The organism is Microcoleus sp. LAD1_D3 (genome assembly GCF_036702135.1).
GTDB lineage: Bacteria > Cyanobacteriota > Cyanobacteriia > Cyanobacteriales > Microcoleaceae > Microcoleus.
Map to the genome: position 1 here is coordinate 158,312 of NZ_JAUBSB010000001.1, position 21,692 is coordinate 180,003.

At 46.4% G+C, this 21,692-nt stretch carries 17 protein-coding genes; 7 read left to right on the plus strand and 10 right to left on the minus strand.

Going from position 1 to position 21,692, the window contains the following annotated elements; all coding sequences use genetic code 11:
• Window positions 1-9 precede the first annotated feature (9 nt).
• The 3 genes from trpE (at window position 10) to QUA74_RS00605 (ending at window position 3,156) form a co-directional block, all read left to right on the plus strand.
• The gene (gene trpE, locus QUA74_RS00595; RefSeq protein WP_333324006.1) at window positions 10-1,557 is read left to right on the plus strand and encodes an anthranilate synthase component I; all 1,548 of its coding nucleotides are present in this window, start codon (window positions 10-12) and stop codon (window positions 1,555-1,557) included.
• Window positions 1,558-1,633: 76 nt separating this feature from the next.
• Complete coding sequence (locus QUA74_RS00600) at window positions 1,634-2,518, plus strand: PhzF family phenazine biosynthesis protein (protein ID WP_333324153.1); 885 nt, start codon at window positions 1,634-1,636, stop codon at window positions 2,516-2,518.
• 161 nt (window positions 2,519-2,679) lie between these two features.
• Complete coding sequence (locus QUA74_RS00605) at window positions 2,680-3,156, plus strand: hypothetical protein (protein ID WP_333324008.1); 477 nt, start codon at window positions 2,680-2,682, stop codon at window positions 3,154-3,156.
• 17 nt (window positions 3,157-3,173) lie between these two features.
• On the opposite strand, the gene QUA74_RS00610 is transcribed toward QUA74_RS00605, so the two are convergent.
• The 3 genes from QUA74_RS00610 to QUA74_RS00620 all read right to left on the minus strand — a co-directional run bounded on the left by QUA74_RS00610 (window position 3,174) and on the right by QUA74_RS00620 (window position 6,761).
• Window positions 3,174-4,025 (minus strand): hypothetical protein, encoded by an 852-nt coding sequence (locus QUA74_RS00610; RefSeq protein WP_333324009.1) that lies wholly within the window; start codon window positions 4,023-4,025, stop codon window positions 3,174-3,176.
• Between the two features lie 736 nt (window positions 4,026-4,761).
• Window positions 4,762-6,513, minus strand: a complete 1,752-nt coding sequence (locus QUA74_RS00615) for a hypothetical protein (protein WP_333324011.1) — start codon at window positions 6,511-6,513, stop codon at window positions 4,762-4,764.
• Window positions 6,514-6,593: 80 nt separating this feature from the next.
• Entirely contained in the window at window positions 6,594-6,761 is a 168-nt protein-coding gene (locus tag QUA74_RS00620; protein ID WP_333324013.1) for a hypothetical protein, read from the minus strand.
• A gap of 126 nt (window positions 6,762-6,887) precedes the next feature.
• Between QUA74_RS00620 and QUA74_RS00625 the strand changes: the two genes are divergently transcribed.
• Both QUA74_RS00625 and QUA74_RS00630 read left to right on the plus strand, forming a co-directional pair.
• A complete protein-coding gene (locus tag QUA74_RS00625; protein ID WP_333324015.1) occupies window positions 6,888-7,118 on the plus strand; it encodes a hypothetical protein in 231 nt (76 codons plus the stop codon).
• 50 nt (window positions 7,119-7,168) lie between these two features.
• A complete protein-coding gene (locus QUA74_RS00630) occupies window positions 7,169-7,381 on the plus strand; it encodes a hypothetical protein (protein ID WP_333076781.1) in 213 nt (70 codons plus the stop codon).
• Between the two features lie 682 nt (window positions 7,382-8,063).
• On the opposite strand, the gene QUA74_RS00635 is transcribed toward QUA74_RS00630, so the two are convergent.
• The 4 genes from QUA74_RS00635 to QUA74_RS00650 form a co-directional block, all read right to left on the minus strand.
• Entirely contained in the window at window positions 8,064-8,465 is a 402-nt protein-coding gene (locus QUA74_RS00635) for an MgtC/SapB family protein (protein ID WP_333324017.1), read from the minus strand.
• 103 nt (window positions 8,466-8,568) lie between these two features.
• Window positions 8,569-9,225, minus strand: a complete 657-nt coding sequence (locus QUA74_RS00640) for a hypothetical protein (RefSeq protein ID WP_333324018.1) — start codon at window positions 9,223-9,225, stop codon at window positions 8,569-8,571.
• Between the two features lie 237 nt (window positions 9,226-9,462).
• Window positions 9,463-10,428 carry a BadF/BadG/BcrA/BcrD ATPase family protein gene (locus QUA74_RS00645; RefSeq protein WP_333324020.1) on the minus strand — a complete coding sequence of 322 codons (966 nt, stop codon included), beginning with the start codon at window positions 10,426-10,428 and terminating at the stop codon, window positions 9,463-9,465.
• Window positions 10,429-10,632: 204 nt separating this feature from the next.
• Entirely contained in the window at window positions 10,633-10,989 is a 357-nt protein-coding gene (locus QUA74_RS00650; RefSeq protein ID WP_333324022.1) for a zinc ribbon domain-containing protein, read from the minus strand.
• A 215-nt stretch (window positions 10,990-11,204) separates the two neighbouring features.
• On the opposite strand from QUA74_RS00650, the gene QUA74_RS00655 reads away from it, so the two are divergent.
• Together QUA74_RS00655 and QUA74_RS00660 are read left to right on the plus strand one after the other, a co-directional pair.
• A complete protein-coding gene (locus QUA74_RS00655) occupies window positions 11,205-11,531 on the plus strand; it encodes a phasin family protein (protein WP_006634797.1) in 327 nt (108 codons plus the stop codon).
• A 278-nt stretch (window positions 11,532-11,809) separates the two neighbouring features.
• Window positions 11,810-12,397 carry an FKBP-type peptidyl-prolyl cis-trans isomerase gene (locus QUA74_RS00660; protein ID WP_333324024.1) on the plus strand — a complete coding sequence of 196 codons (588 nt, stop codon included), beginning with the start codon at window positions 11,810-11,812 and terminating at the stop codon, window positions 12,395-12,397.
• A 94-nt stretch (window positions 12,398-12,491) separates the two neighbouring features.
• Here the strand turns inward: QUA74_RS00660 and QUA74_RS00665 are convergent, their stop codons facing one another.
• From QUA74_RS00665 to QUA74_RS00675, 3 genes are all read right to left on the minus strand, one after another.
• The gene (locus QUA74_RS00665) at window positions 12,492-15,104 is read right to left on the minus strand and encodes a replicative DNA helicase (protein ID WP_333324026.1); all 2,613 of its coding nucleotides are present in this window, start codon (window positions 15,102-15,104) and stop codon (window positions 12,492-12,494) included.
• Between the two features lie 199 nt (window positions 15,105-15,303).
• The gene (gene rplI / locus QUA74_RS00670; protein WP_333175112.1) at window positions 15,304-15,762 is read right to left on the minus strand and encodes a 50S ribosomal protein L9; all 459 of its coding nucleotides are present in this window, start codon (window positions 15,760-15,762) and stop codon (window positions 15,304-15,306) included.
• Between the two features lie 276 nt (window positions 15,763-16,038).
• Complete coding sequence (locus QUA74_RS00675) at window positions 16,039-21,138, minus strand: PAS domain-containing protein (protein WP_333324028.1); 5,100 nt, start codon at window positions 21,136-21,138, stop codon at window positions 16,039-16,041.
• Window positions 21,139-21,692: the final 554 nt, after the last annotated feature.

A 21,692-nucleotide genomic window follows, 5' to 3' on the forward strand; every position in this document is an offset into this window, starting at 1 on the left:
AGTTAGTATATGATATTTCCCGATTTCTCACAATTCTCGGAACTGGCGAAACAAGGCAATTTTGTACCCGTGTATCAAGAATGGGTTGCTGATTTGGATACGCCGGTATCTGCGTGGTATCGGGTGTGTGCGGGTCAACCTTACAGTTTTCTATTGGAGTCGGTGGAAGGTGGGGAAAAACTTGGGCGTTATAGTTTCTTAGGGTGCGATCCGTTGTGGATTTTGGAGGCAAGGGGATCTCGCACAACTCAAGTTTACCGTGACGGTTCCGAAAAAGTATTTACGGGCGATCCGTTTGTAGCTTTAACTGAATGTTTGGAGTCTTATCAACCGGTGAAATTGCCGCAGTTACCGCCGGGAATTGGCGGGCTATTCGGTTTTTGGGGTTACGAGTTAATTAAGTGGATAGAACCGCGAGTTCCGGTGCATCCAGCAAGCGAGAATGAGTTGCCGGATGGGTTGTGGATGCAGGTGGATAATTTGCTGATTTTCGACCAGGTGAAGCGGAAAATTTGGGCCGTCGCCTATGCGGATTTGCGGGGTGTTGGGGTTGATTTGGCCGATGCTTATGGGCAAGCGTGCGATCGCGTTGGCAAGTTAGTTCAGAAGCTGCAATCGCCGCTTTCCCGGCAATCTACTCTCATAGAATGGACACCTCCCAATAACGGGCAAGATGCCCGTTCCACAACCGAAAATACAGAATTGGCTTACACGAGCAATATTACCCGTGAAAAGTATTGTGCCAATGTCTTAAAAGCTAAGGATTATATCAAAGCCGGAGATATTTTTCAAGTAGTTATTTCGCAGCGACTAGAGGCTGAATACAGTGGCGATTCTTTTGCACTTTACCGCTCTTTGCGTCTGATAAATCCTTCTCCGTACATGGCTTATTTTCATTTCGGAGATTGGCAGATTATCGGTTCGAGTCCCGAGATTATGGTGAAGGCGGAAAACACTGCTGATGGCAAAAAGATAGCAACTTTGCGGCCGATTGCGGGCACTCGCCGCCGGGGTAAAACTCCTCAAGAAGATGATGCTTTGGCTGCTGAATTGCTGCAAGATCCGAAGGAAATTGCGGAACACGTCATGTTAGTTGATTTGGGCAGGAACGATTTAGGAAGAGTTTGCCGAAACGGTACTGTAAAAGTTGACGAATTAATGGAAATTGAGCGTTATTCTCACGTCATGCACATTGTGAGCAATGTGGTGGGAGAATTGGCTGAGGATAAGACAGCTTGGGATTTGTTGAAAGCTGGTTTTCCTGCGGGCACGGTTAGCGGTGCTCCGAAGATTCGGGCGATGGAGATTGTGCACGAGTTGGAAGGTTGTCGCCGGGGGCCTTATTCTGGGGTTTACGGGTATTATGATTTTGAGGGACAGTTGAATAGTGCGATCGCCATTCGGACTATGGTTGTTCGTTCTTTAGGTGGTGACAAACATTCGGTTTCTGTGCAAGCAGGTGCTGGTTTGGTGGCTGATTCTAACCCGGATCTGGAGTACGAAGAAACGCTCAATAAAGCCAGGGGAATGTTGGAAGCAATTCGCTGTTTGAAATAGCAAGTTAAAAACTTCTTTTATAAGGAGGAGGCGGTTGAAACCGCTGCTACACAAACTACTGTTGAACGAGGGAAATGTGAATTTTTATATAGTTGACGTGTTTGCGGAGTCAAAATATGCTGGCAATCAACTCGCTGTATTTTGTGGTGCAGGAGTTGCCGAACTATCTGAGGCCCAAATGCTGCTGATAGCGAGGGAAATCAATTATTCAGAAACTACGTTTATTCGATCGCCCGATCCGCGAGATGGCGGCTATGACGTGCGGATATTCACGCCCAAGAAGGAATTGCCCTTTGCCGGTCATCCGACTTTGGGTACTGCGTTTGTGTTGCAGCAAGAGATTATTCGCGAAAAGGTCGATCGAGTAATTCTCAATCTAGCCGTCGGTCAAATCCCCGTCACTTTTAATTATCACAATGAATCGGCAGATATTTTGTGGATGCGACAAAACCCGCCTAGTTTTGGTGAAGTTTTATCAGCCCAAAGTCTAGCAAATGTCCTGAATTTAGAACCAGATGAAATTGATTCGAGATTCCCCATTCAAGAAGTTTCGACCGGAGTGCCGTTTATTATTGTACCCTTAAAAACTCTCGCCTCGCTCAAAAAAGCTCAAGTCAACTTAGATAAATATTTTGAGCTAGTTGATACAATGGAAGCGAAAGAAATTTTGATATTTTGCCCAGAAACCTACAGCGACGTTAATGATTTAAGCGTGCGAGTTTTTGCCCATTCATTAGGAATTCCCGAAGATCCGGCGACTGGCAGTGCTAACGGCTGTTTGGCTGGATATTTGGTAGAATATGCTTATTATGGGGAAGGAAACATTGATGTGAGAGTTGAGCAGGGTTATGAAATCGATCGACCTTCTTTGCTGTTGTTACAAGCTGCCAAAAATGAAGGGGAAATAGCAGTTTTGGTTGGTGGTAAGGTGGTGATGGTTGCTAAGGGAGAATTTGTGTAAAATTATTTAATAGAGAATTATTAACCGACGATGCACGCAGCTAGATTTAGAGGCTTCTTTGGCGATCGAGATCTTACAATTTTGCTAATATGAGGTAGCTCATATTCATTGATTCGCGTGATTGTTAGGCTAAAAAAGTCATCTCTACCAGATACTTTCCAATGCTGCAAACATTTTCGCGGACTTTAAATGTATCCCCTGACGCTTCAGAAGCGCTGCTTTCACTTCCATTAACCAGCTTGCTGGATTCACCGGAATTCAATCTACTCTTGGAAAGTCTGGATACTAATTTGCTCAAAGAAACTTTGCCAACTGCTGGGACTGTTTTAGCTCAAAAGCTGCCGCCTTTTTACGACTGGTTGCACACAGAACTAGGAATTAAAAACGTCCCTGACAGTCCCGATCATACTACGAAATGGGTAGTCGGTTTTTTGAAGAATCAAGAAAGTTTAACTCGTTTAGTTGATCTGCACAAATCAATTCCTAGACAGGCATTAGAACGAGCGATCCCTCGTTTAGTTAGCGCCTTTGATGAGGTTCAACCCACCGCTGTAAAGCAAGAATGGGAAAAAGCGATCGCAGCACTTTGTCTGCTTCTCGCTGTCGCAGCGCGGGAAAACCAGCCATCTGCGGCCTGAAGCAATTCTGTCTGAGTTTAAACAAAGCGCTTTTTTCGGAAAATTTGCAATTGAGTGCGATCGATCTGAACGACTATCGGCCGTCGCTTGTTGAGGACGATCGCATTGTGTCTGTTTACCAAAAGCAACTGAGCCAATACTACCACCAGAGCTCGTCTTTTCTGAAACTTGCCTTCAAAACGCGCCATTCGGACGATCGCCTCTTCGATTTTATAACAACAGTTGTTGCCTTTCTGGGAAATCACAAAAATTGTTCCCGGTATGTAATCGCCTTCATTTGCCCAGAAAGCATACCTTTCACCTAAAGTAAAGTAGTGAAAAACATTGTTAGCGGTGGAAGTTTTAGCTAACTTTTCTGAAACGCCTAAAGAATTAAAAATTACCGTTGATCGAATATAATCCGGGTATTTTGCGGCTATTTGCTGAGCAACTTTGCCGCCCAAACTTTCTCCGATGACATCGGGCGGATTCCCGCTGTGAAATTGCTGTTTTATCCAATCAATAGCACCCGCCGTTTGCGCGGATTTTAGCTGGCGTTCTAGTTTTGCCATAAATACATCTGGCGTATCTTCCAAAACGTGCTCGAAAGGATACCAAGAACCATATCCGCGAATCACCAAAACAGGCGGATTATTGCCAGAAATGGGAACGCGACTTTCAGCATAAAAACCAGTGCGAGAGTCTTCAAACACTTTTTCTATGATATAATTTCCATCAACAACTTGCCCTGACTCGTGCCGAATGTAAATAGACGGGTTATTGGGTTTAAAAGTATCGTGCAGTTGGGGTTTGGCAAATTTTTCATACAGGGCATCTAGCAAGTGCCTTCCCGTTTGGCGATCGACAAAATCGAATTCTGTTCCTTTCATTATCTGGTAGCGGCCGGTTTTACCAACAATATTTAATAAGTACAAAGAATCTACATAAACCCGCCCGCCCTACAACAGATCGACAAAATCCGACTTGGTTGTTGTCGCTATTTGGTAGATACTGTCTTTACCTGTCAAGGGGTAGCAGTCAAATAATTAGGATCGAAACCTGAAAACCTTCCCCATGAAGGAATTCTGCTCAAGCTTACCCCTAAATGCTAGTAGCTTCCATGTGCTTGCATGGAGTTCGACTACACTTTGTTGTGTCAGCCAGTTATGTAAACTCTCAAAGCCCTGAGTATTGTTCGTAAACTTTTTGGGTTGAGTCGCACGACGACTTTCTTTCAATAATCAGACATGAAAGTCTTTTTTACTGATGTCTATACCTAAGACTGTTGGTGTCATTGTTTGCTCTCGCTCTACTCCGATTTATGAAAGAACTGACAGGCAATTGAATACTAAGCTTGTTAATGCAAGCTTGGGAGCATCTCATACACCCGCCCCCCACAACTAATAACCTATATCAACCTTGACTTTTATCAAATGGAAAAAATGTACATTGAGGTTTACCGTTGAGAGGGGGGGTTTATGGGATTATTAGTTTTTGGCGGAAATGGTTTATAAAACCTGCTCCTAGGAGAGCGCACATTATACAAAAACGAACCAACCGGACATGATATAACAACACAAAATGAATGGAAAATGCAACTACCAATTTTCCATTCATTCTCAATTTTTACGCTTTCGCCTCAACCCAAACCGTCATCCCCTCAACCCTCAAACCTTTGCCGCGAGTGCCGCAATATTGACCGTTAGTAGTAACAGGAGTATCGCCTACATTCTGAATGTGAGCTGTGTAAAATACGTCGTATTTATCAGCTTGTGGCCCTGTCAGCCGCGCGGCAAATCCCTCAATCCGCTTGGCTTTGCCCCGGAATCCAGCTAACTCCCCTTCCGAGATCCAAGCAGTATCGCCAACTCCTTCAACGTGAGCCATGTACTGCAAATTTAAACCTGGCACGGGAGGTTCTATTTTAATTTGAAATCCTTCCACGCGGAGGCCTTTGGCGCGAGTGCCTGCATATTCTCGATCGCTAAAAGTTCGATCGCCAATTCCTTGAATATGCGCCAACACTTTTAAACCCACAGGCGCCACAACTTGGGAACTCGCAGACTGCGCGATCCAAACTTTGATGCCCTCTATTCTCAAAGCTTTGCCGCGAGTGCCGCAATATTCGCCGTTGGAGGACACGTCGGTGTCGCCGATATTCTGAATGTGAGCGCTATAAAATACGTCGTAATTATCAGCTTGCGGCCCGCTCAACCGCACCGCAAATCCCTCAATTCGTTTCGCTTGACCCCGAAAACCTGCCAATTCTCCTTCGCTAAGCCAAGGAGTATCGCCAACACCTTCGACGTGAGCCATGTACTCGACATTTAAGCCGGGAATTGGCGGATCGATATTAATCGCAAATCCTTCGACGCGCAGCCCCCGCCCCTTAGAACCCGAGTATTCTTGAGAACCGAAAGTTCGATCGCCAATTCCCTGAATGTGCACCAAAACTTTGATTCCCAAACCGCCCTCTGCTGCCACCGTTGGTTGAATGTTCCGGGGTGCCCCAAAAACAATGTTCCCCGAACCGGTTGTCTGAAGAGACTGAGGTACTTCCACGCTGGGAACAATAATTACCTCGTGCATGGGGACAGAAGGTGCGGGGGATTCCAAAATCTGGATCTGTGGCGCAACTGTAACTTGTTTCGGTGCAACATTTCCTGACGGGATGACAATCACTTCTGGCAAAGGTTCGGCGCTGATTTTTTGTTCTGGCGCTGCTTTAAATGCTGGTTCGACTTTTGCAGGTGCTGCTTTTACCATCTCAGCAATAGTTAATTTGCCTCTGGATATGGCTACGGCTATTTGTTTGCCAAAAGCGGCGCTGACTGTTTCTTCGAGAATTACCCACTGTTCGTCATCTAATTTGTCTTGCTGTTCCACCAGGGCGAGCACTGCTGAAACTGGGTGTTTGCCGCTGACTAAGGATTCTGCGTCAGAATGCAGTTGAGTTGGGGTTGATTCGGAAATCGCGCGTTGCAGTTCGCGGGCTTTGGCATGAACTGATTGTAAGGGTGCGAAGTCGCTTTGTTCGCGGTGGGCGATCGCCAATACTCGATCGATCACTTTCAATGCTGCATCGCGAATTTCTGCTTTACCTTCAGAAGCTGCGGCAGTCTCGACTAAGTTTTGAATGTCTTTGAGGGAAGCAATTTCCCCCGGTGCGATCGCGGATTTGTTGAGTTCGAGAGCTTGTTTTTGGACTGCAGCAAAGTTGCGGCTGTAGGCGGCTACTTCTTGCAGCAAGCTGTCAGAGGGAGGAAGACCGGAGTCTTGCAGTTGTTTTGCTGCTTGAGACAGGCGATCGGCCAAATTAGCATAAGTTTCCGATAGTCGGGCTATTTGTTGTAGCAAATCTTTATGAGCTAGTTCCATATGTCTTGCCGTAAATATTTAACTTGCTGATTATAGACGTTGAGCGTCTTCTGAAGGTAGAAGGCAGTAGTCATTAGTCATTAGTCCCAGGGAAGAAGAAAAATGCTCCCACTCTCCGACTCCCCCACTCGGACACTCTCCGACTCCCCCACCCAGACACCCGGACACTCTCCGACTCCCCACTCGGACGCTCCTCCTCTGGCATCCCCCGCGTGATCGCCGTCACAACCGTGCAAATACTTAGTCACACTCTGCGACTCCGGCTGTCACGAGTGGCCCGTAACAATGTCACACCTATCGAGCAATAGCCGTCACTGCTGATTCTGTGAAAACAGTTGATACTGAGGCTTGAACCAATAAAATCCCGAAGTGTTATGGTACTAATTCGCGATCTCGCCCACCAAGCTCTGACTCTAGGCTATCTAACCCTTGAAGCCGAAAATCAACTGCGGCGGATGTTAACTACCACCCAGTATGACTTGGAAGACTTAAATGCTTTTATGGCTTTGCAACTAGCAGCTATGTCCGGAGGAGTGAAACAAGAGTCTCGCGAGCTGAAAAAATTTGAAATTTTTGGCGAGACGGCTTCCGAAACTTCCTGTTAGTAATTAGTTGGCTTTTGATTAGTTAAAATTTAGTGAGGGACATTTCTACCATGCAGATTCGTGAAGTTGTAAAACAAGCTATTGCCGCTGGATATCTGAGTTTGGAAGCGGAAAATGAAATGCAGAAGATTTTTTCCTCAGCCAAGTGTGATTTGGAAGATTTGAATGCTTTTATGAGCTTGCAGTTAGCTGCGATGGCGGGTCGCGTCAGGCAAGAGTCTTTGGAATTGATAAAAATGCCAAGTTTTCCAGAAACGAATTAACGGGCTTTATTCATTCATGAGGTATTAGGGGAATAAATATTAATTAATTTATAAAAAAACGTTTATTTAATAATTAATTTTACTAATTTATATACTAATTAATTTGACAAAAATTGCTATCTGGGTTCACTCGGTAGTAAGCAAGTAAACTCAAATTTAAATATTTTTTACAATAAATGTTTAAGTTTGTAGTCAGGACTTGACTCCTCAAAGGCAAGGCTGGGATGACCAGAGTTATCACCCTGTTTGCTGACTAACCGTTGAGCATTATTATATTGAAAGGTTATTTCTTGTTATATCAATTCTGGTTGCACTCCTTATGATATGGAGGACACGGCAGTGCCGTGTCCTGACTGTGGGTAACATTAATTCCCATGCTACCGGATTTGATATTAATTATCTCTCCCATTAACAATATTCATCTATCGCCCGAAGCAGAAAATTCAAGCGTTTGAGCCACTTTTTCACTACCTGGACAGGTGTGGCGGGGAGGAGACCTAACAATTCATGATAAGTGATTAACTCGACTTACTGGGAAACAACTAATATTATTTATCCTCGATTAACCGCCATCAAATTTGTTCGTAGTGAGGAATTTGATCTTCCTAAAATAACTCTGAGTTCCGGCATCACTACCAACGTTGTAACGGTTATTTTACCAAGTTTTATATACTCAATAAGACTATTTCCTAGGATGGCGACGCTCTAACTCTTTAATTACTCTCAGAACAAACAGCGACATTAAAGCGCCAATTAATGCCAGTTGCCACAACCCGCATCCTGCCGCAGTTCCTAAAGCTGCTGATACCCAAATAGCGGCGGCAGAGGTAAGCCCATGAACTTCCGGTTTGCCTCTTTCCTGTTGATGTTGTCGCAGGATTTCTCCACCTCCCAAAAACCCAATCCCGGCAGCAATGCCTTGGATTACGCGCGCTACAGCATCTCCTCCGTTTTCATTTTTACCCATTGCCAGCGGTATTAAAACAAACAGTGCAGAACCCATACTAACTAGCATATGAGTTCTTAATCCCGCTGGTTTGTGCCGGAGTTGGCGCTCCCATCCAATAATTCCGCCAACAAACATGGCTAGGCACAACCTTAATAGTATGCCTAGCCAATTATCGGGAGACCACAAGTTAGCGATCGACAATGTTTTACTGCAAATAATTAATCCGAAGATTCCAATATTAGCGGAGTACGATGTCCGATCGCAATCTCACTGCCAAATCTTGTTCCGGGCGAATCACGAGCACGTCAACGCTGCGCCGCCCCAACAAGACTCCAGCTAAAGCGCCGATCCCAGCGCCTCCTAATACTTCTTCAGTCGCGATCGCTTTGTCGCCGGTAATGCCTGCTAGCGCTGCGGCTGCTGCTGCACCCAATGCTGCACCTTGCCCTACTGAACCTGCACCAGCACCTTTTTGGACTCTTTCGGTTCGGGTAATAATTCCCGAATAGCCATCAATCCGATAGCGTTGGCGCCGGCTGATAATTAACTCTCTGGCAACAAATTGAGTACCCATTTGATTGCCTCTTCTGACAGGTTGCAATGCCCCGACAATCTGGCTGCCTGCGGGGATTAATACTCTGCCTTGAGGTGTGCGGATGTCTCGCGCTACTGTTAAAGTTAAAGGTGCAGTTTCTTCGCGGGTGACAACTATTTTGTCTTTTTCATAGCTAACTGGAATTACACTGCCCGATGGAATTGTGATGCTATTAAATTGGGAAATTCGTTGTTGAGCTTCTGCGGGAGTAGCTACCACGAGCGGGGCGCTGGTTCCCACTGTAATGCCCAGTGCGAGGATTGCTGCTGTTGCTGAACGCCATTTTTGAGAAGTAATCATATAAATTGTCTCCTTGCTTCGGTTTTGCTTTACTTAGGAACGCACTACTGCTAAATTTGTTTCTTGTTTCGCATTCATCTGATGTTTCGATTATGGCAGGGCGGAATTCTACAAGTTGGGAAGATAAGGTCGATAATCCAGAAGTTGAAAATTTGGAAAAATCAAGAAAATCGGCAAGACAGGGGCGATCGGGAAGATAAGGAAGATAGTCAACAGTCAACAGTCAACAGTCAACAATTAATTGTTGAGAGCGTTTAAGGCTAACAATCCAGCACCGAAAGCTGGTTCGTATCGGGGCGAAATAACCTGAGCTTTTGGGGCGATCGCACTTATGGCCGCTTCAAACCGACCCCGGCAATTTGCCTCGCCGCCCCACACACCTCCTACGATAACTATTTCAAACTCTTCTGTTTGGTTAAATAGCGCTGAAATGGCTATTTTTGTTGAATAGGTTAATTCTGCCACAGCATTATTGATAATGCAGTCAGCGACGCGATCGCCCTCTGCTGCGGCTTGATCGACAATCGGCGCTAAAGCTGCAATTTCTTTGACTCCCCAACCGCGCCCGTAAACGACTTCTACCAATTCTTCTAGGTTAGTGAGGCCTAAATGCTTTTGAAATTTTTCCGCAAGCACGGTAAAATCTTCGCGTCCGTCATAGAACTTCAAAGCAGCTTGCAAACCCTGAAGAGCGATGTTATATCCGCTGCCTTCATCGCCTAAAATGTATCCCCAACCGCCGACTCGTTTAGTTTTCCCTTGACGGTTTTGCCCAAAAACAATCGAACCGGTTCCTGAAATAACGGCGATACCCACTGGATGCCCTGTACCGCCAGCAAGTGCGATCGCGCAGTCGCTGCAAATTACGATATTCCTGGGGAGGAATGATCGGGTTACCGGTAAAGTATTCGTCAACTGCAAGTTCTGCACTACAAATTGCACTATTTCACGATCTTTTGGACGCCCGACGCCTGCTAGTCCCAGACCAATTGCTTCTATGTTGAGATTGCTATTCGTCTCGACCTGAGCGGACAGAACTGCTCGTTCGATCGCCAATTGGATGGATTGTTTTGCTGTCTCAATTCCCAGGGTTTGATAATTTGACGGCCCTGCTTCACCCCGTCCTAAAACAAGGTGGTTGTCGTCCATTAAAAGGCAGATAGTTTTAGTGCCGCCGCCGTCGATGCCGAATACGTAGCTCATGAATAATTTAGAGAATAATAGAGCAACCCAGATTAACAGAGATATCTCTATTCTACGCTTTGTACAATCCGATTAAACTGAGATGTTGCACCATTGTCAATAAGCATTTTATGAACAGGCTTTCCGGCCTGTTCCACAAGAAAATCTACTCTTTGTGGAACAGGCCGGAAAGCCTGTTAAGCGAGAATGGTGCAAGATGTGAGATTAAATCGACAGAGCAATGCTAATAATAATTAAACCTAATAAAGCTAACCAAACGAGATGGCGCTGACACCAATTTTTGATTGATTGAGGCCAGCCGCCGCTGATGTAACGGCTCGTCTGTGGCACAAGTGGCTCAGCTTGATTGTGATAAAGTGTGCATTCTTTGGCAAAGGGACGCTGCGGGTAGTTGCAAGTGTCGTCTGCGTGATAAATACAGCTAGCACACAGAAATTCTTCGGGTTTTGATCGATAAAGAGGGATACCCGGATGACCGAAAGCTTTGAGGGGGATTTTGCAGTGTGGACAGGCAAGCGCTTGGGCGTCTACAGATTGGTGACAGCGGGGGCAATCAGGCATAGACAGCAGGGTGATGGGGTAATGTGGTGGGTAGGCTCATTAGCGGGTTTTCCGAACGCCGATTAGCGTGATCGACTCGCCATCAGGCGGCTGGATGCTCCAAAATAGAAAGGTAGGTGTGCGCTGATGTAACTTTAAGTTTACAGATGGTTTCGCAGCGACAGCAGGCGACCTGAGCCGATCGGGTATGAAAGGGCAAACATTAGGAAAAATCTATGGATAACAATAGCAACTTACTCAAACAACTGGTAATGCTGGGCATTGGTACTACCTCCCTGGTGGCCGAGAAATTGCAGGAAGCTAGCGAGCAATGGGTCAAAGATGGCAAAATCAATCCTGAGCAAGCCAAAACCTTTGTCGATGACATGACGGAGCACCTCAAGTCTGAGCAGGGCAATTGGGATACGCAGTTGCAGCGGCAATTGCGGAATATTCTCCAAGATATGGGAGTTCCCCGACAGTCCGAAATGGATGAGTTGCGGGGAAGGCTCGATCGTTTGGAACGTCAGATGCGGGATTTAGAAAACCGTAACTGGCGCTGAGTTCGATCCTCTTCGAGGGCTTCGCTAACGCCCGCGAGAAGTTCGCTGCTATCTTGTGATAAGATTGTCAGCCGAAGGCAGAAGGCTAAAAAAGGCACTTATGTAGAAGCCACTTATGTAGAATTACAAACATTCTGACTTCATACTTTTGCCTTTAAAATTATCTGGAACCTGCCATTTTTTGGTGGAAAAGTTCAGATAAAATTTGGTAGTTCTTGTTGTACTAGATGTCTTAGATATCTGAGATATTGCGGTTAAAAGTATCAGGAGGATTAATTTTGCGAGGAGTTCTAGTCAGCTTGGGAGTAATGCTGGTTTGCTTTGTGTTTTTGATAGTCGCTCAAATGGGCGGTTCTGGGTCCCAAGCAGTTGCAGCCGAATTGAACAATCTTTTACCAGAGACTGCTATTGAGAACTTGTCAGCGCAGTCTTTGAATGAAAATAACTTGCTAGTAGCTGATGCTACTTTACCGGAGGTACCAGCTACTATCGCTGGCAATAACATGACTGATAATACTGAGAAAACTGTCACCACAGATTCAGGTCTGAAATATGTGGAATTGAAGCAGGGTGATGGGGCGACTCCAAAAACCGGGCAGACGGTTGTGGTACACTACACTGGAACTTTGGAGGATGGCACGAAATTTGACAGTTCGCGCGATCGCAATTCTCCTTTTCAGTTCAAAATTGGCGTAGGTCAAGTAATTAAGGGTTGGGATGAAGGTGTCGGTACGATGAAAGTCGGAGACCGCCGCCAGTTGATTATTCCCCCTGAACTCGGTTACGGTGCTCGCGGTGCGGGTGGCGTGATTCCTCCTAATGCTACGCTGATTTTTGATGTGGAATTGTTGAAAATTGCTGGCTAGGTAGCTCAACCTAATTAAACGTAAAACTTTTACGGTGTTTAGAAACCCGGTTTTTTTATTAAGAAACCGGGTTTCTGTGTATGTTCTGGTTGATTTACGATCGCTTCGGAGATGCCAGATTGCGAAAGCAGGTAAATTGGGCGTCAAATAATAGTTTGATGATTCCTGTGGGCCCGTTTCTGTGTTTGGTAATAATTACTTCTGCAATTCCGCGATCGGGCGAATCAGGGTTGTAATATTCATCGCGGTAGAGCATAATTACTAAATCCGCGTCTTGCTCGATACTATTATGAACTATGATGTCATTAGCGACAAAATTATGCAGTGCAGGCACGGTTAAATCGTAAACTTCAGCTTCGCCATCAACTTCTATTGAGGCGATTTCATCCCAGTAAATATCGCTCTTAGATAAGAGGGCAAGTTCATCAGATTTAACAATTGTAGCTAATCTGAATGCTCGTTCCCGACCAAGGTTGTGTTTGTAAAGGGTTGTACCACAATATAAGTTGCCAAGCTGTGCTTGCATCTGGCGTGTAGTTAAACCAAATTGCTGCATAGCAGGAACAGCATACATTTTCCACACATCACGCGGTATGACATCTCTATTAGTATTGCTAGAACGAATTTCAATGTATTCTGCAATTTCTGTCAGAGCTTGCTGTTTGTAGTTACCTACTGCACTAATCAAATGAATAAACTTATCTAAATCAGGTCTTCCAGTAACCCAAACTTGATGTTGATCTCGCCCTTTCCCTGGCTGGGGGCTTAAAAATAAGCGGGCATTGATACCAAGTCTGAGTAAGAGTGACTGAACATCTCTTGCCAATTTTTCACTACTGGAAGCATAGTAAACACTAGGGTAATGACATTTACCCCTACCTGTTTTTATGCAACCATCAGTACACCAAAGATGGCGTAAAAATAAAGCTATTGCTTCTTGAGGCTGCTCAAATATTTGATTGGGGACAAACTTCTGGTGAGAACGCAGACCAAAAACACCTAAAGCATCTAGCCATTCAGTTACAGGATTCCTCACATTATGTGTGAGATGATAGGCAGCAGGAAGATAAACTTGATACCAATCACGTTCTTTACAAATACGAGGTATGATTCGCTCTCCAAAGACTTCTATTGCAAGATTTGCAACTGTATTGGCTAAATCTTCCTCTCTAGTAGTGTATTGAATAACGTGTCGAGGTAGAGTACATCCGTCTCCAATCATGTGTCCTAGCAAGGCTATTTCGGCATTGTCCATCGATTGGATGAAGGAACTTGATATGTATCTAGGTAGGGCAATACGATCGCCTATTTTTAACTCGTCCAATCGCCGCCAGCCCTGAATGGTTAAGAACTTATGATTGCCAGTGGCTCTAATTGCCCGTCCCAAACGAGTTTGCAGTCGTAGTACAGGCTTAACACCTGTAGCAAAGGCATTGCTAACAACGGCTTTTTCTAACTGCATGCTGGCTTCATTGAGCGCCCAAACTGTGAAGCCAGATTTCCCTACTAATTCACGAATGGGTACGCGCACACCAGTATCTGCTAGCATTACCAAACTATCACCTGTTAAGCAGCCGCTTTCGCGTAAATCAGACATCATCGGCCGCTTGTTTGTCCTCGCTTCCACACCCCGACTCAACTGAGATAAGGCAATAATCGGCACGTTGAGTTCGCGGGCTAAACCTTTAAGACTTCTGGTAATTCGAGATAGTTCTTGCACGCGGTTGTCGCTGGTACCTTCCATTAATTGCAGGTAATCTAGCAAGACTAATCCTAGGGTTCCGCCTTGTTCTGCTTGGAGGCGGCGGACTTTCGATCGTATTTCTGTGACGGTAATATTGGGAGTATCGTCAATAAATAGTGGTAGTTCTGATAAATTGCCAATGGCTGTACTGATAGGTTCCCATTCGTTTTGACTGATTCTACCCGATCGCAATCGGTTACTTTCTATTTTGGCTTCGCTGGACAGGATACGCTGCACTAGCTGTTCTTTCGACATTTCTAAGCTGAAAACGGCAACCGGCAATTTCTGCTGTCCGGCGGCGATGTGGTGGGCGATGTTGGTACAAAAGGCCGTTTTGCCCATCGCCGGCCTAGCCGCAACGATGATTAAATCCGATCGCTGAAAGCCTCCTGTCATAGCATCTAAGTCATAAAAACCGCAGGGAATGCCGGGAAGTGTGAGGCCTTCATTGCGATTTTCTAGGTCTTGAAATGTTTGGTTTAGCGTTTCGCCGATCGACACTAAATCCTGTTGCGGACGTTCTTGAGTTATGCTGAAAATTTCTTGTTCGGCGCGGTCTAAAACTGTTTCTAGTGGTGTTGCCGTCTCGTAACCTAATTGTACTATGTTGTTGCCAGCTTCGATTAATTTGCGGCGCTGATATTTGTCTTCAACTAAAACTGCATATTGGTCGATGTTGACTGCGGAAACTGTGCGATCGACTAATTGTGCTAATTTAGTTAGTCCTCCTACTTGCTCTAACTGGTTGCGGTCGGTTAGCGCAGTTGTTACCGTCATTAAATCCGTAGGTTGACCCTGTAAAAATAGCCCTAATGCCGATCGATAAATGACTTGATGAGCGGTGATGGCAAAAAACTCCGGCCGCAGAAGTTCGGCAATTCGGGAAATAGCTTCGGGGTCAATTAAAATCCCGCCCAAAATTGCTTCTTCTGCCTCTATATTTGTCGGCATCAAATCGCTCATTAGTCAATAGTCCTCAGTCATTAGTCCGCAGTCATTAGTTATTAGTTGCCAGTGATTAGTCGTCAGTTTTGAATCCTTAGTTAGCAGTCCTCAGTCCTTAGTTAGCGGTACTCAGTTCTTAGCTAATGACTAATGACTAACAACTAATGACTGATGACTAATGACTAACAACTAATGACTGATGACTGATGACTAGCAATTACATCGGGACAACTTGAATATCAACTTCAGCGGTAACTTCTGCGTGAAGTTTGATTTCAGCTTTGTATGTACCAGTTTGGCGAATTTCGGGTAGGGTGATGCCGCGCCGATCGACTTCTTGACTGGTAGAGTTGAAAATCAGTTCTGCTACTTCTTGGTTGGTGACAGTACCAAAAATCGCGTCTGCTTCGCCAACTTGCTTGGAGATGATGAAAGGCCCAGCCGATTCGAGGGCGGTTTTGCGGACTTCAGCTTGCTGCTTGAGCTCTAGCTGGCGCAGTCTTTCTTCTTCACGGCGGCGCTCTGCTTGCTTCAGAATGCCCGGAGTGGCTCTAAATCCCATTCCTTGGGGTACTAGGTAATTGCGGGCATAGCCTGGGGCTACTTCTACTACGTCGCCAGCTTTGCCGAGTTTGCTGACATCTTTATTTAAAACTAATTGGACGCGCTTGGCCATGATCGTGGGTTGTGGGGTTTTAACTGCAACTTTTTATAATAGCGAAGTTTGAGGGGCGATCGCAAGGGAGAAGGAAGTTCGGCAACGGATTATGTAGCGGATGTAACGGATGTAAAGGATTTAACGGATGGATGTTGAGATTCGAGGTTCGAGATTCGAGGTTCGAGGGAAGAAACAGGGATAATATTTTTAACGGGCAAATTCAGTTTGAAATTACGCAAAACGAGGGTGCTGTAATGAGCCAAAGCAACTACAGTGCAATGTCTTACCGAGCACTCAGGCTTTATTTTCAAGGCGCTGGGCGACGATCGATCGCGCTACAGTAGCAACTAACTGGGTCGGATTGATCGGCTTGGCTAAGTGTTTGTCAAATCCGGCTTGCAAAACTTGGCGCTCGTTCGCTTCTCCAGCATAGGCCGTTAAGGCGATCGCCAACAACTGCCGGTACTCAGGCGCAAGCTGAGTGCGGATGCGATTTATCAACATATATCCGTCCATCTGGGGCATTCCGATGTCGCTTACGAGCAAATCCGGTGCAGTTTGTTCGATCGACTCTAGCGCCTCAGCAGCAGATGACAGGGAAATCACCTCTGCACCCGCTTCCTCAAGCACGAAAGCGACAAAATCTCGCGAGTCGAGTTCATCATCTACCACCAAAATTCTCAATCCAGCTAGCGGCAAGGATGAGATATCGCGAGGATCAGCCCCATTGACAGCTTCCTCCTCCTGCCTTCTAGAATCATCATTTAATAGCGGTAATCTCACCGTAAACGTCGCTCCTTGACCAACTCCTGCGCTTTCTGCAAACACCGTTCCGCCGTGAAGTTCGATCAGTTGGCGGACGATCGCCAATCCCAATCCCAAGCCGCCAAATTTGCGAGTTGTGGCGCCATCTTCTTGTCGAAAATGGTCGAAAACATAAGGCAAGAAATCGGGAAGAATGCCTTTACCCGTGTCCGTGACTTTAATTTGAGCTTGGCGTGCGATTTGCGATAATCGAACTTCAACTCTACCGCCTTCGGGCGTGAATTTCACCGCGTTTGATAACAAATTCCACACAATTTGTTGCAAGCGACTTGTATCACCGACAACTTGCCCGACATCGGGATTTAAGATTATTTGGATTTGAATTTTTTTAGCTTCGGCTGCTAATTGCACGGTTTCCACGGCAGACGGAATAATGGTTGCCAGATTCACCGGAGCGACATTCAATGTGAGTTTCCCTTGCAGAATCCGGGACACATCAAGCAAGTCTTCAATTAATTGAGATTGTAGTCTAGCGTTACGCTCGATCGTCTCAAAGGCCTTAGCAGTTTGAGTCGCGTTCAGCTTGCCGCCGACGAGCAGTTGCGACCAGCCTAAAATCGGATTTAAGGGCGATCGCAACTCGTGAGAAAGCACCGCCAGAAACTCGTCTTTAATGCGGTTAGCTCGCTCGGCTTCCGCGCGGGCAGTTTGTTCTAATTGCAGAACCATATCGCGCTCGGTTTCCACTTGTTTGCGCTCTGTAATGTCGATAACAGAGCCGATATAACCCTCAAATTGTCCCCTTTCGGTAAATCTGGGAGCAGCCGCATCGATCGCCCAAGAATATCCGCCATCCTTGCGCCTGACGCGAAATTCTACGCGGTAAGGTTCCTGGCGTTCGTTGGCGGTCAAAAATGCTTTTTTGACCTGTTCTCGGTCTTCTGGATGCGCCGCGTTTACCCAACCGAATCCCAAACCAGTTTCCTCAGTTTGACCTGTGAATTCATACCAGCTTTCGCTCAGGAAAGTGCAATAGCCTGTGGAGTCTGTTACCCATACCATAAAAGGAGCGTTGTTAGCCATAGTGCGGAATCGTTCTTCGCTTTCTTGCAGCGCTGCTTCGGCTTGTTTGCGTTCTGTGATATCCCGACAGACAATCACTCCGCCTTTGATTTCGCTGCTAGTATCAACTACCGGATAACCGCTGATACTGATCCAGCGACCTTCGGAATCTTCGGGGCGGACAAATACCTCTACATCATTGACATATTCACCTTTGATTGCTCTGGCAAGAGGTAGTTCAGCGTCGGGGAAGAAGGTTTTTTTATCTGCCATAAATAGTCCGTATGTTATGGACCATTCCTCACAAGATTTTTCATTCGATAGCTGACCGAATATTCCTACGGCGGCTCGGTTAAACAACACAAACTCCCCTTGTTGGTTTGCCAAAATTAAACCATCACCAATGCTGTCAATGATGACTTGTAGTAACTTAGTTTGTTCTTGCATGGCGAGTTCTGCTCGTTTGCGATTTGTGATGTCGCTGGAGATGCCAATGAGACCGATGACTTCTCCCGCCTGATTGCGATAGGGAGCTTTCATTACCAGAAATGTCCGAATGCCATCGTGAGATTCTTCGAGGACTTCTGTTTGGCCGGATTCCATAATGCGCCGATCGTTTTCCGTGACTGTGACTGCAAGTTCTTCTACTGGGTATAAATCCAGATCGCGACCACCAATTACTTCAGAAGCAGATTTGCCCATTATTTCCAGGGTGGCTGGATTTGCATAAATAATCTGTCCTTCTCGATTTTTGACAAAAATTGGCGTGGGCGCTGACTCGTTAATCACGTTCAAAATCGCATTTTTTTGCCGCAGTTCTTCTTCAGTGCGTTTGCGATCGCTAATATCGCTCCAATAAACCGTAAGTCCTTCGGCCGCTGGATAGGCGCTCACTTCTATATACATTTGGAGTGAAGGCGAAAACTCTTCAAACTTGGCAGAAACTTGCTCGTTAACGACTCGATGAAATTCTTGATATAGCATCGAATTCGATTCTCCCTCGGCGGGGAATAGCTCCCAAATCGATCGACCTAGCAAGTCGTTTCTCGATCGAGAAAGCAGTTTTTCTGCTGTGGCATTAACGTAGGTATAGCGCCATTGTGAATCGATCGCCATAAAGGCATCGGTAATACTTTCTATAATATTGCTCACTTGTTGGTTGGCCGCTTGCAGCGCGAGTTCAGCGTTTTTGCGCTCGCTGATGATTTCGCAAAAAATCATGATGCCGCCAATCTCATTGGCGTTGGTTCGCCAAGGATGAATTTCCCAGCGCACCCAGTCGATTAAGCCATCAGGGCGGAGAAACTGATCTTCTTGGCAGATTTCGACTGATCCCGCCAGACAGCGCTGGTGGATTTGTTTCAAACGATCGGGCAAATTGGGAAAGATGTCGTAGTGCGATCGGCCCACAATGTTTTGAGTGCCGAGCCCGTAACTTGACAGCCAGCGGTCGCTCACCAGCATATACCGCATCTGGCGGTCAAACATCGCCACCCCCGCAGGCGAATGTTTGACGAACAGCCGCAGTTGCTCTTCCTGTTGCCGCAGGAGATTCTCCGATTGTTTGCGATCGCTGATTTCTGTAAAAAGTATGGCGACTTTGCGACTGTGCGGCTCAGGAGTGCGGAACGCCGAAACGTCGAACCAGCGGTTCAGGGCTTCCGAGCCATGCTCGAAGCGCAGGGGTTCCCCCGTCAGCGCGACTTTGCCGTACATCTCAAACCAATAATCTTCGATATCCGGAACGAGCTGTCGCACCGTTTTACCCACAGCTTGTTCGAGTCCGGTTTGTTTCAAGAAGGCTGGATTGACTTCTAAAAAGCGGTAATCGATCGGCTTTTCGTTTTCGTCAAACAGCATTTCGATGACGCAAAAGCCTTCGTCTAGGCACTCAAACAAAGTGCGATAGCGTTCCTCAGAGCGGTGCAAAGCAGCAAGAGCTTGTTTGCGATCGCTAATATCCATAAACGCCGCCACACAGCCGCGAACTGCGCCTTGTTCGTCAAATAACGGTACCGCATTCACCAACCAATCAAAGGTCTCCTCGTCCTCGCGCACCATTTGAATTTCCATATCTCGCACTTGGACGCCGGAAGCCACGGCTAGTTGCATGGGGAGTTGTTCTCCCGGAATTTCTAGTCCGTTGCGGAGTCGTCTAAACGGAAGGACTGCCGCTTGCTCTCCTGTTCCAGAAACATTGGTATCGGCCGACACTTTCAACATCGACAGGGCAAACCGGTTAGCGCGAATTACTTGACACTGTGGATCGTCAGCGATCGTAATACCGACGGGTACAGCATCAAGTATCGATTCCAGTTCATTGACTCGTCGCTCTAGTTCTTGGTTGAGCCGTTGAATTTCTTTTTTGGTAGCTTTGCGCTCTGTAATTTCATGCACCGTCACATTCACTCCCAGGACGCGATCGTCTTCGGCCGTCAGCGGATAGAGACTCAACAGCCAATCGCGATCGACTCCCGGCTGTGCTGAGTTCGTCCCGCGAACTTCGAGCTGTTGGAGGGGAACTTTAGTTTCAATAACTTGCTGGTAAAGCGGCTCTAAATCATCTGCCATTTCTGGCAAGATTTCGCGCAATGTTTTGCCGATGTGGGCAGCGGCTGGAACTCGGTTGATTTCTGCTAGGCGATCGTTGAGGCGGACAAACCGCAACTCAGTATCAAGGAAGCAAAGTCCGATCGGCGCACTAGCATAAATCGCCTCGATTTCTGCTAGTTGTTGCTGGGCCGTTTGCGCTTGTTGAATAAAAGCAGCCCTCGCCGCCTTCTGCTCGGTGACATCTTGAAAATAAACGGCAAGTCCCGATGCGATCGGATAGGCTCGTACCGCATACCAAGCATTGAGCGGCGGATAAAAAGATTCAAAACTCACCGTAACTTGGAAGGTGGCGGCGTGGCGATATTCCTGCTCGAACAAAGTGCCCACAGATTCGGGAAACTCTTCCCAAAGAGTGTTGCCAATCACCTCTTCCGGCAGTCGATTCAGCCACCGCGCCGCTTGCAAATTGAGGTAGGTAAATCGCCAGTCTCGATCCAAAGCAAAGAACCCGTCCGAAATACTTTCGAGGGTGTCTGACAGTTGTTGGGCGGGCGGGTGAGTGACTGGTTCGGGCTTTTGTTGAGCGAGTTGCGTGAACGTTGTTACTACTGCATAGGGAGTCGATCGATCTCTTTGAAATAAAGGTTGAGAATTGAGTGTCAACCAAATCAATTCTCCCTGTGGCCGATAAAAGCCCATGATCACATTTAAACATGGTTGCCCGGTTTGCAGCGCCACCATCGCCGGATGCGTCTCGCCGGGAAAATCCGAGCCATCTTCACGCACAGTCTGCCACAGACTATTTATTGAAGTGCATAAGAGCATCTGTTCTGCTGTCATCCCCAACAGAGCCTCGGCGTGAAAATTGCACCCCTGAATGCTGCCATCTGCCAATTGGAGAACCATCCCTACATCAGTTGGCAAAGGCGCGGCTGGGTAGAACGCTTTGTTAGAATCCGTCGAAACAGAGGGGTCGATTTTTGCTTGGGGTTCAGTATTGCGTGGGTTTTGCATCGGTTTCTAACAACGCTCATTTTACTTTTGGCCAAGCCAATCGTGCTCATCAATAATCCTGGGGAAATAATCAGAGGAACTTTTGATTTAAGCAGGCTGACAATTCAAACCTCTGGGGGATGCTGATCGTCCTGCGGTAATAGCCAGAGCGAGACAATTTATTTTATAGTAGAATCCCACGTCTTAACCAGTTGCAAGATTCAGCACAGGCGACAGGCAAATTTCTCGCTGTTTCAAATGCGAGGTCAGTCAGTCTCATAAGTTTTCGCGTTGCTGCATATTACCAACGGCGGTTGCTGGTTTTCGGGCGCGAACAGATGAAACTTGTGCACCGGTAAATAAGTGGATGAAGATTGAAAATACATAAGGTCTCTCTGGGAGCGAATGAAACGAAGCGATCGATCTTGTTACGCCCGCCTTACATTCTGTTACATTATAAACTTTATTCGCGCCTACCTACTTAGAAACCCCGTTTCTTTGTGTAAACGCGATCGGAAATTTAGGCAAGAGTATGTTCGTCTTAACGGTAAACGGGCGATCGCATTTACCTCAAT

Coding starts and splice junctions, on each gene's coding strand:
- QUA74_RS00605 (WP_333324008.1), top strand. CDS start 2,680: ATGCTGCAAACATTTTCGCGGACTTTAAATGTATCCCCTGACGCTTCA.
- QUA74_RS00675 (WP_333324028.1), bottom strand. CDS start 21,138: ATGCAAAACCCACGCAATACTGAACCCCAAGCAAAAATCGACCCCTCT.
- QUA74_RS00615 (WP_333324011.1), bottom strand. CDS start 6,513: ATGGAACTAGCTCATAAAGATTTGCTACAACAAATAGCCCGACTATCG.
- QUA74_RS00610 (WP_333324009.1), bottom strand. CDS start 4,025: ATGAAAGGAACAGAATTCGATTTTGTCGATCGCCAAACGGGAAGGCAC.
- QUA74_RS00655 (WP_006634797.1), top strand. CDS start 11,205: ATGGATAACAATAGCAACTTACTCAAACAACTGGTAATGCTGGGCATT.
- QUA74_RS00635 (WP_333324017.1), bottom strand. CDS start 8,465: ATGTTTGTTGGCGGAATTATTGGATGGGAGCGCCAACTCCGGCACAAA.
- QUA74_RS00665 (WP_333324026.1), bottom strand. CDS start 15,104: ATGAGCGATTTGATGCCGACAAATATAGAGGCAGAAGAAGCAATTTTG.
- rplI (WP_333175112.1), bottom strand. CDS start 15,762: ATGGCCAAGCGCGTCCAATTAGTTTTAAATAAAGATGTCAGCAAACTC.
- QUA74_RS00650 (WP_333324022.1), bottom strand. CDS start 10,989: ATGCCTGATTGCCCCCGCTGTCACCAATCTGTAGACGCCCAAGCGCTT.
- QUA74_RS00630 (WP_333076781.1), top strand. CDS start 7,169: ATGCAGATTCGTGAAGTTGTAAAACAAGCTATTGCCGCTGGATATCTG.
- QUA74_RS00645 (WP_333324020.1), bottom strand. CDS start 10,428: ATGAGCTACGTATTCGGCATCGACGGCGGCGGCACTAAAACTATCTGC.
- trpE (WP_333324006.1), top strand. CDS start 10: ATGATATTTCCCGATTTCTCACAATTCTCGGAACTGGCGAAACAAGGC.
- QUA74_RS00625 (WP_333324015.1), top strand. CDS start 6,888: ATGGTACTAATTCGCGATCTCGCCCACCAAGCTCTGACTCTAGGCTAT.
- QUA74_RS00640 (WP_333324018.1), bottom strand. CDS start 9,225: ATGATTACTTCTCAAAAATGGCGTTCAGCAACAGCAGCAATCCTCGCA.